Raw genomic sequence first — 9,232 nt, forward strand, 5'->3', positions numbered from 1 at the left:
CCTGTGGTCACTCCCCGGCCGATTCCGATCACCCGATCGGATGGTTCCGACCGGGGCGTGCAACCCTCAGGACCCCCTGGGGAGTCGACCGTCATGACGAGAGGAGGTGCCGCCAGTGATCGCGAACGTATCGGCGCACCGGCGGGCGAACGCCTTCGCCCAGGCTCTGGAGGAGCAGTCCGATCCCGGGGCGGCGGCCGAGCAGTCCGGAGGACCGGCGACCGCCGGGGACACCGCGGATCCGACCGAGCAGGGTCATCTGATGACCCTCGCCCAGGGTCTGGAGACGCTGCCCCGGCCACAGCTGGATCCCGAGGTCAAGGTCGTCCAGCGAGCCCAGCTGGTGGCCGCGTTCGAGGCCATGCTGCAGGAGGGCACCGCGGGCGGTGGGGCGGGGGACACGTCGGTACCCGAGCAACGCCGGGCGCGCGGCAGCCATCGGGCGGCCCCGCTGAGCCGGTTCCGTCCCCGCTCGCGACTGGCCAAGGGCCTCACCGCGGGCGGCCTGAGCGTGAGCGTCGCCGCCGGTGCCTTCGGCGGAGTCGCCGCCGCCAGCTCGGACGCCCTGCCCGGCGACTCGCTGTACGGCCTCAAGCGCGGCATAGAGGATTTCCGCCTCGGCCTCGCCGACGGGAACGACGAGCGCGGCCGGGCCTACCTGGACCGGGCCTCCACCAGGCTGGGCGAGGCCCGACGGCTGATGGAGCGCGGCCGCAGCGGCCCCCTCGACCACGAGTCGCTCGCCGAGATCCGCCGCGCCCTCTCCGGCGTGCAGCACGACGCCTCCGAGGGACACCGCCTGCTCAGCGCGGCCTACGCGCACGACCCCGACTCGCTCGCCCCCATGCAGGCCCTGTCCTCCTTCTCCCGTTCCCATCGGGAGACCTGGGGAGCGCTCCGGGAGCGGCTGCCCGTGCAGCTCGGGGACGTCAGTGAGCAGGTGTCGTCGGTGTTCGACGCCATAGACGATGACGTGGCGCCGCTGCAGTCGATGCTGCCGCGACCGCCCTCCCCGGACGACGAGCGCGGCACCGGCGGCCGGCCGGGCAATTCCGGCTCGGCGACCACCGAGGCCCCGGGCAACGGCCGGTCCTCGGCCCCCGGCACCGGCGACTCCGGCACCTCCGACCGGGGCCGCACCGACAGCCGCGGGCCCAGCGAGTCGGCGGACTCCGGCCAGGAGGACGACGGCCTCCTCGGCGGCGGCACCGGCGGCCTGCTCGATCCGCCCGAGCAGGAGACCCGCCCCTCCTCGCCGTCCACGGGGGGCGAGGACACACCCCCGGCCGAGCCGGACGTCACCCTCCCCCCGCTGCTCCCGGGCCTCCTGCCCGGCCTGGGCATCGAGGCGGAGGACGCGGACTGACCCGAGTGGGGTGCTCCCTGGCAGCAGGGGGCACCCCCCGGTCCGTTCAGCGGGGGTCGGCAGACCTCAGAAGAACACCGACCGCCGCTGCACCAGCAGCTTGTAGAGCGTGTGCTGGATCTGCTCCCTGACCTGGTCCGTCAGGTTGAACATGAGCATCGGGTCCTCCGCCGCCTCCGGCGCGTACCCGTCCGTGGGGATCGGCTCGCCGAACTGGATGGTCCACTTCGTCGGCAGCGGGACCGCGCCCAGCGGACCCAGCCAGGGGAAGGTCGGCGTGAGCGGGAAGTACGGGAAGCCCAGCAGCCGCGCCAGCGTCTTGGAGTTGCCGATCATCGGGTAGATCTCCTCCGCGCCCACGATCGAGCACGGAATGATCGGCGCCCCCTGCCGCAGGGCCGTGGAGACGAACCCGCCCCGACCGAAGCGCTGGAGCTTGTACCGCTCACCGAAGGGCTTGCCGATGCCCTTGAAGCCCTCCGGCATCACCCCGACCAGCTCGCCCTGCGCCAGCAGCCGTTCGGCGTCCTCCGCGCAGGCCAGCGTGTGCCCGAGCTTGCGGGCCAGCTCGTTGACCACCGGCAGTACGAACACCAGGTCCGCCGCCAGCAGCCGCAGGTGCCGGTCCGCCGGATGGTGGTCGTGCACGGCGACCTGCATCATCAGGCCGTCCAGCGGCAGCGTCCCGGAGTGGTTGGCGACGATCAGCGCACCGCCCTCGGCCGGGATGTTCTCGACGCCCTTCACCTCGACCCGGAAGTAGTTCTCGTACACCGGCCGCAGCAGGGACATCAGCACCTGGTCGGTCAGCTCGGCGTCGTACCCGAAGTCGTCGACCTCGTACTCCCCGGTGAGCCGGCGCCGCAGGAAGGCCAGCCCGCCCGCGATCCGCCGCTCCAGGCCGCCGTCCCCGCCGTCCGCCGCCGCCGCCGCGTCGGACGGCTCCCCGGTGTCCGGCACCGGCAGTGGCCGCACCTCGCGCACCGGCGCGGGCTCCGCCGCACCCGGGCGCCGGCCCCCCGTACCGCGCCGCCGGGCCGGCGGCGGCACCGCGCCGCCGCTCGCACCCCCCGTACCGCTCCCCCGCGACCGGTCGTCGTCGAACGGAATGACCTTGGCGTCCGCCATCGTTGATGCGCTCCTCAGTTGGCGCTCTGCGTCGGGAGGTGGCCGCTGCTGCGCCGGGACAACTCCGCGATCCGGTCGACGGCCCCCGCGAGGGCCTCGGGGGGCAGCAGCCCGGCACCGCGGCTGCGCGCGAAGTCCGCGAACGCCCCGGCCGTCGTGTACTGCGGCCGAAACCCCAGCGTCTCGCGCATCTGCGTGGTGTCCACCACCCGCCCGTGGGTGAGCAGCCGGATCTGCTCGGGGGAGAAGTCCGTCATCCCCAGCGTACGCACGAGCGAGCCCGCCCAGGTGACCGCCGGCAGTGGCAGCGGCACCGTGGGCCGCCCGAGGCGCCGCGAGCACTGGGACAGCAGCAGCACGCCGTCACCGGCGATGTTGAAGGTCCCGCTGTTCAGCGTCCCCCGCCGCGGCTCGTGCGAGGAGATCCGCAGCACCTCGAGCACGTCGTCCTCGTGCACGAACTGGAGCCGGGGGTCGTAGCCGAACACCGTGGGCAGCACCGGCAGCGCGAGGTACGAGGCGAGCGGCGTGCCCGCGTCCGGACCGAGGATGTTGGCGAACCGCAGCACGGTCACCGCCACGTCGGGCCGGCGGCGCGCGAAGCCCCGCACGTACCCCTCGACCTCGACCGCGTCCTTGGCGAAGCCGCCGCTGGGCAAGGACTTGGGCGTGGTGGTCTCGGTGCAGACGGCGGGGTCGCGCGGCGCGGACCCGTAGACGTTCGTACTGGACTTCACCACCAGCCGCCGCACGGTGGGCGACTTCTGGCAGGCCCCGAGCAGCTGCATCGTGCCGATGACGTTGGTCTCCTTGACCGACGTCCGGCTGCCGCTGACCAGCGGGGTGCCCGTGACGTCGAGGTGGACGACCGTGTCCGCGCCGGTCTCCGCCAGCACCCGCCCGATCGCCGACTGGCGGATGTCGGCCTGCACGAACTCCGCGCCGCCCAGATGGTGCTCGGGCGGGACGACGTCCACGCCCACGACCCGGTCCACGTCGGGGTCACGCTGGACACGCCGGACGAACCGGCCCCCCAGCTGCCGGGCCACTCCGGTCACGAGCACGACCTTGCCCAAGATCCGCGCCTTCCTTCCGCCCTACTGCGTACCCTGCCGCGTTCCCCGCCCGCCGGCCAACTTAGCCGCTCGGCGTTGCGCTGTGATGACGGCCGGACGCGGGAAACGACTGTGGCCCCCCACCGGATGCGGTGGGGGGCCACAGGACGAGCTGACGGCGCGGCGTCGCCTACTTCTTGTTGCGACGCTGAACGCGCGTGCGCTTCAGCAGCTTGCGGTGCTTCTTCTTGGCCATCCGCTTGCGCCGCTTCTTGATAACAGAGCCCACGACTATCCTCGCTCACTTCTCATCACTCGGTTGGTGAGCGCCATGGGCCCACACGACCTACGAGGGGCCAGCCTACCGGTCCGAGCGCTGAGGTCGTAATCGAGGTCCGTCAGGCCGTTTCCACCCCCACATAGCTCTCGCGGAGGTACTCGTGAACCGCTTGCTCCGGGACACGGAACGACCGTCCGACCCGGATCGCGGGCAGATGACCGCTGTGCACCAACCGGTACACGGTCATCTTGGACACGCGCATCACCGAGGCGACTTCCGCCACGGTAAGGAACTGAACCTCGTTCAGAGGCCTTTCGCCAGCTGCAGCCATGACACACCTGAACCTTCCGCACTCGACGGCCACCGGCTTCCCCTTCCGGTGACTCTTCGTCGTTGCGTGCTCACTCCCCAATGTAGGGGCGGGTGATGCGAATGGGGAAGAGGTGCACCCATCGCTTCCCTACCGTGACAGACACGCCCGATTGAGTACGTAGCGGGTAAGCGGCCGGTAGTACTCCGACCGCACAGCGTCATCAAGTGGAACGGCGACGGACACGAGCCCCTCGGCCTCCCCGACGAAGAGCGCCGGATCGTCCGTGTCGGCCGGCCCGATCGCCTCGAACCCCAGCTGACCTGCTCCGCAGACCCACCCGTGGTCGCCGATCACCAGCTCGGGCAGCGGTCCGCCCGTCTCCGCCGCGGCGGCCAGCGCGGTCCGAACCGGGAGCGGCGAGTGAGTGTGTGCGCCCGGCTCACCACCGGCGCGACCACGGCTTTCCCCGCGCACCAACGCGACGCCCCGGACGTAGTCGAGGGTGTGTGTGCGTAGACCGAACCGGGTCAATATGTCGACAGAGCGACCCTGCGCCGGGGTGAGGAGAGCACATCCCGCCGACGACAGGGCCTCGGCCAAGGCGACGTAGAAACCGAGCAGCCGATGCGGGTGCCCGGTGCCGAGGAGCACGGGGCCACGACGCTGAGCGACGGCCGCGAGCCGTTCGGCGAAGGCGTCCAGGGCCGCCAGGGTGCGCTCCGGGTCGATCACGTCCTGGCCCGAAGTATCCGCCGGATCGGCCGAGACCCCACACCTCTCCGCCATCAGGGCGACCAGCTCCCGGTGCCCCCAGTCCCCCACCGGATCGATGCCGAGCAGCACCCGGGGGTCCCGCGCCTCGAACAACCGGTAACTCCGCAGACTCGCCTCCCGAGCGGTCGCCACCACCCCGGCAAGCCGCGCCTCCAGCAGATGAGCCCGAAGAGCTCGACGGGTCAGCACACGTCCGATGCTGCCGCGCCGTGCCCCTCCGGGGGAGAGAAACCGGGCAACGTACCCACGGACGGCGTATCCCCCAGCTGCGGGCAATCGTGCCGCTAGGGCGGCACGGGTGGGCGGTGGGGGTCCCCCCGCTCGAGCGAAGCCGAGAGTGGGGGAGGCACCCCGCCACGCCGGGCGGCGAAACCCCTCCCGGCCCACACGGACGCAGGCCCACCGATCAAAGAGCCTCGCCGACAACCCCCGTCACGCCAACAACCCCCGCAACGGAAACACCGCCCGCCGAGCCGCCACGACCGCCTGGTCCAGCCGGTCCGCGGGGTCGTACCCCTCCTCCCAGGAGGCCCACCCCACCGGCCACCGCCCATCGGTCATCCGCATCGGCCCCAACTGCCGCGTCCGCGCGTACACCTCCTGCCGCCACCCCTCGGGGATCACCGTCTCCGGGTCGACCGGCCGCCCCGCCGCGATCCCCACCAGGTGCGCCCACGACCGCGGCACCACGTCCACCACGGCGTACCCGCCCCCGCCGAGCGCCACCCAACGCCCCTCGGCGTACTCGTGCGCCAGCTCGTGACACGCCACCTGCACCGCCCGCTGCGCGTCCAGCGACACCGCCAGGTGCGCCAGCGGGTCCTCGAAGTGGGTGTCCGCCCCGTGCTGCGTCACCAGCACCTGGGGCCGGAAGTCCGCGAGGACCTCGGGCACCACCGCGTGGAACGCCCGCACCCACCCCGCGTCCCCGGTCCCCGCCGGCAGCGCGATGTTCACCGCCGACCCCTCCGCGCACTCCGCACCCGTCTCCTCGGGCCATCCGGTCTGCGGGAACAGCGTCCGCGGATGCTCGTGCAGCGACACCGTCAGCACGCGCGGGTCCTCCCAGAACGCCGCCTGCACCCCGTCCCCGTGGTGCACGTCCACGTCGACGTACGCGACCCGCTCGGCGCCCAGCTCCAGCAGCCGCGCGATGGCCAGCGCCGCGTCGTTGTACACGCAGAACCCGGAGGCCGCCCCCGGCATCGCGTGGTGCAGCCCGCCCGCGAAGTTCACCGCGTGCAGCGCCTGCCCGCGCCACACCGCCTCCGCCGCCCCCACCGACTGCCCGGCGATCAACGAGGACACCTCGTGCATCCCGGCGAAGGCCGGGTCGTCGACGGTGCCCAGCCCGTACGCCGGATCCGCCGCGCCCGGGTCCAGCGACGCCGCCTTCACCGCGTCGATGTAGTCCTGCCGGTGCACGAGCCGCAACGTCGACTCGCCGGCCGCCCGCGCCGCGACGACCTCCACCTCCCGGTCGAGCCCGAGGGCACCGACCAGACTTCGCGTCAGGGCCAGCCGGACCGGATCCATCGGGTGCTCCGGCCCGAAGTCATAGCCCGTTACTGCCTCGTCCCACATCAGCTGTGCGCGGCCGCTCATGCCCGCCACCGTATCGGTCCGGTTGAGCATCGAACGACCGGGCGTAGAACACCGTCACCAGCACCAACACCATCGGTACGAGCATCGCCCCGCGGTAGCTCCAGGCGTCCCCGAGCGCGCCCACCAACGGCGAACCGATCAGGAAGCCGACGTAGTTGAACACGTTGAGCCGCGCCACCGCGGCGTCCGACGCCCCGGGACCGCCGGCGTCGGTCGCGAGCCGCCCCGCCGCGGCGAACGTCTGCGGCACCAGCACGCACAACCCCAGCCCCAGCAGCGTGAACCCGAGCATCCCCACCCAGGCCCCCGGCGCCCCCGCCACCACCGCGAACCCCACCGCCGCGACGACCGCCCCGGCCCGCACCACCGCCACGGCCCCGAACCGCCGCACACCGAAGTCCCCCACGGCCCGCCCCACCAGGGTGGTCACCATGTACACGTTGTAGGGCACCGTCGCGAGCTGCTCCGAACTCCCCAGCACGTCCTGGAGGTACTTGGCGCTCCAGTTGGAGACGGTCGAGTCCCCGATGTAGGCGAACGTCATCACCAGGCACAGCGGCAGCAGCAGCCTGAACCCGACGTCCGCACCGCCCCCGTCCTTCCCGGGCGCCTCGGCGACGCCGCCCCGGTCCCCGTCGACGTACCACCGGCTCCCGATCAGCGCGGCCGGCAACAGCACGACGACCACCGGCAGATACGACACCCACAGCGCGAGATCCCAGTGCGCCCCCGCCCACGCCAGCGAGGCACCGAGAATCCCGCCCAGGCTGTACGCGGCGTGGAACCCGAGCATGATGCTGCGCCCGTACGCCCGTTGCAGACTCACCCCGAGCATGTTCATCGACGCGTCCAGCGCCCCGACGGCCAGCCCGAAGACGCCCAGCGCCAGGGCGAGGGCCGCCACCCGGTCCCCGGCCCCGACGCCGAGCAGGGACAGCAGCACGACGGGCTGCGACCAGCGCAGCACCCGGCTCGGCCGCACCCGCCGCACCAGGCGCTCGGTCGCCACACTCCCGGCGCCGGCCAGCACCGGCACCGCGGCGAGGAAGGCCGGCAGCAGCGCGTCGGAGACGCCGTACCGGTCCTGGATGGCCGGGATACGGGTCACCAGCAGGGCGAAGGCGACGCCCTGGGCGAAGAAACCGAACGCGAGCGAAGCCCTGCCGCGCCGCAGCACATCAGTCATGGCGGCGAGCGTAGGGCCCCGGCTTACCCGTGGGTAGATCCGGCCAAAGATGAATTCCGCTCAGCTTCCCGGATGTGGGCGCCGATCATGTGGGCCATCGGTCCGGCACCGAGCGCCCCGCTCACCACGAACGCCACCAGCATCGTCACGATCATGACGACCGTCCCGAGCCACACCATCGTGTCCACCGGGAACGAGTAGACCCCCACGATCCGCAGCGCGCACTCCCCGACGAACGCGGCCCCCCACACCCCGGAGAACAGCAGCTCCGCCCGCCGGAACGCTGGCGACTCCCGCCGCAGCCGCACCCACGCGGCCTCCCGTACGGCGTCCCCCTTGACCAGCCACGGCTTGAGGGTCCCGGTCATCATCGGCCGCCCCAAGAACACGGACCCCAGCAGCACGAACCCCACCATGCTGCCTACCGCGCTGTCCTTGACCAGCATCAGACGGGCGTCGCCCGTCTCGAAGCTGAGGAGCAGGCCGACGAGGTTGGCCAGCAGGACGAGCAGCGGAAGCGCGTTCACCTCCCGCCGGCCGACGAGTCCCCACCCTGTGCGCACCACCGGCACGACGCTGCTCCACCCGAGCGCGGCGACCGCACTCATCCCGAACGCGCCCTTGAGCACGTAGTACGACCCGATGGGCACCCCCACGTCCAGGAGGAGCGACACGAGGGTCCCGCGCTTGCCCTGGCGCTGCTGTTCCGTGCCCGTCTTCGTCGTCATGCCCTCAGGGTCGGGCCGGCACCGGGTCCTCCAGTAGAAACAAGCGTCCAGTGCTCCGCATGACAAATGTCAGTCCGCCAGCAGGTCCGCCAGCTCCGCCATGTCCCCGAACAGCCGCCCGGCCCCGGCGAGCCTCGACGCCGGCGTCATCGCGGTGAACCCGTACACGTCCATCCCGGCCGCGACGGCGGCCTCCACGCCCAGGGGACTGTCCTCGACCACGACGCACCGCCCCGGCGCCACACCCATCCGCTCGGCCGCGTACAGGAACAGGTCCGGTGCCGGCTTCCCCTTGCCGACGTCCTGCGAGCTGAAGATCCGCCCGTCGTCGAAGAACCGGTCCAGCCCCGTCTTCCGGTGCCCGACCCGAATCCGCTCGTGGCTCCCGGAGGAGGCCACGCAGTACGCCACCCCGTCCGCGGCGAGCTTCTCCAGCACACCGACGGCCCCGGGTACCGGCTCCAGTTCACGCTCGAAAGCGGCGAACACCCGCCCGTGGAAGACGTCGTCGAAGTCCTCGGGCAACCGCCGCCCCGTCCGCTCCAGCACTATGTCGTGCACGCGATGCATGGCGGAGCCCATGTAGTCCCGGAGGGATTCCTCGTACGACGTCGGATGCCCCAGCTCGGTGAGATAGCCGGCGAGGAGGCGATTGGAGATCGGCTCGCTGTCGACGAGCACCCCGTCGTTGTCGAAGATAACCAGGTCGTAGCGCATAACCACGACCCTAAACGCAAGAAAGCCCCGCACCGTTCCCGGTGCGGGGCTTTCTTCGCAATGATTGTTCGGCGGCGTCC

The 9,232-nt window shown here is 72.1% G+C and carries 10 protein-coding genes; 1 reads left to right on the top strand and 9 read right to left on the bottom strand.

The genetic code is table 11. The annotated features are described in order from the left end of the window. Positions 1-115: 115 nt before the first annotated feature. Positions 116-1,366, top strand: a complete 1,251-nt coding sequence (locus tag IE108_RS20225) for a DUF5667 domain-containing protein (protein WP_064729161.1) — start codon at positions 116-118, stop codon at positions 1,364-1,366. A 66-nt stretch (positions 1,367-1,432) separates the two neighbouring features. Here the strand turns inward: IE108_RS20225 and IE108_RS20230 are convergent, their stop codons facing one another. The 9 genes from IE108_RS20230 to IE108_RS20270 all read right to left on the bottom strand — a co-directional run bounded on the left by IE108_RS20230 (position 1,433) and on the right by IE108_RS20270 (position 9,152). Continuing rightward, positions 1,433-2,494 carry a lysophospholipid acyltransferase family protein gene (locus IE108_RS20230; RefSeq protein ID WP_064729160.1) on the bottom strand — a complete coding sequence of 354 codons (1,062 nt, stop codon included), beginning with the start codon at positions 2,492-2,494 and terminating at the stop codon, positions 1,433-1,435. 14 nt (positions 2,495-2,508) lie between these two features. After that, on the bottom strand, positions 2,509-3,570 hold the full coding sequence (locus IE108_RS20235; RefSeq protein ID WP_064729159.1) for an NAD-dependent epimerase/dehydratase family protein: 1,062 nt from the start codon (positions 3,568-3,570) through the stop codon (positions 2,509-2,511). Positions 3,571-3,739: 169 nt separating this feature from the next. After that, a complete protein-coding gene (locus tag IE108_RS20240; RefSeq protein WP_003948845.1) occupies positions 3,740-3,838 on the bottom strand; it encodes a 30S ribosomal protein bS22 in 99 nt (32 codons plus the stop codon). Positions 3,839-3,947: 109 nt separating this feature from the next. Further along, entirely contained in the window at positions 3,948-4,160 is a 213-nt protein-coding gene (locus IE108_RS20245; protein ID WP_004984898.1) for a helix-turn-helix domain-containing protein, read from the bottom strand. Between the two features lie 129 nt (positions 4,161-4,289). Continuing rightward, positions 4,290-5,105: a phosphatase gene (locus IE108_RS20250; protein ID WP_064729158.1), complete on the bottom strand. Its 816-nt coding sequence runs from the start codon at positions 5,103-5,105 to the stop codon at positions 4,290-4,292. A 243-nt stretch (positions 5,106-5,348) separates the two neighbouring features. After that, positions 5,349-6,521: an acetoin utilization protein AcuC gene (locus tag IE108_RS20255; protein WP_064729157.1), complete on the bottom strand. Its 1,173-nt coding sequence runs from the start codon at positions 6,519-6,521 to the stop codon at positions 5,349-5,351. Next, the gene (locus tag IE108_RS20260; RefSeq protein WP_107420239.1) at positions 6,472-7,707 is read right to left on the bottom strand and encodes an MFS transporter; all 1,236 of its coding nucleotides are present in this window, start codon (positions 7,705-7,707) and stop codon (positions 6,472-6,474) included. Before IE108_RS20260 ends, IE108_RS20255 begins: the two co-directional genes overlap by 50 nt. A 23-nt stretch (positions 7,708-7,730) precedes the next feature. Beyond that, the gene (locus IE108_RS20265; protein ID WP_064729155.1) at positions 7,731-8,435 is read right to left on the bottom strand and encodes a VC0807 family protein; all 705 of its coding nucleotides are present in this window, start codon (positions 8,433-8,435) and stop codon (positions 7,731-7,733) included. Between the two features lie 69 nt (positions 8,436-8,504). Then, complete coding sequence (locus IE108_RS20270) at positions 8,505-9,152, bottom strand: HAD family hydrolase (protein ID WP_064731891.1); 648 nt, start codon at positions 9,150-9,152, stop codon at positions 8,505-8,507. Between the last annotated feature and the right edge of the window lie 80 nt (positions 9,153-9,232).

Source organism: Streptomyces parvulus, assembly GCF_014648855.1.
GTDB lineage: Bacteria > Actinomycetota > Actinomycetes > Streptomycetales > Streptomycetaceae > Streptomyces > Streptomyces parvulus.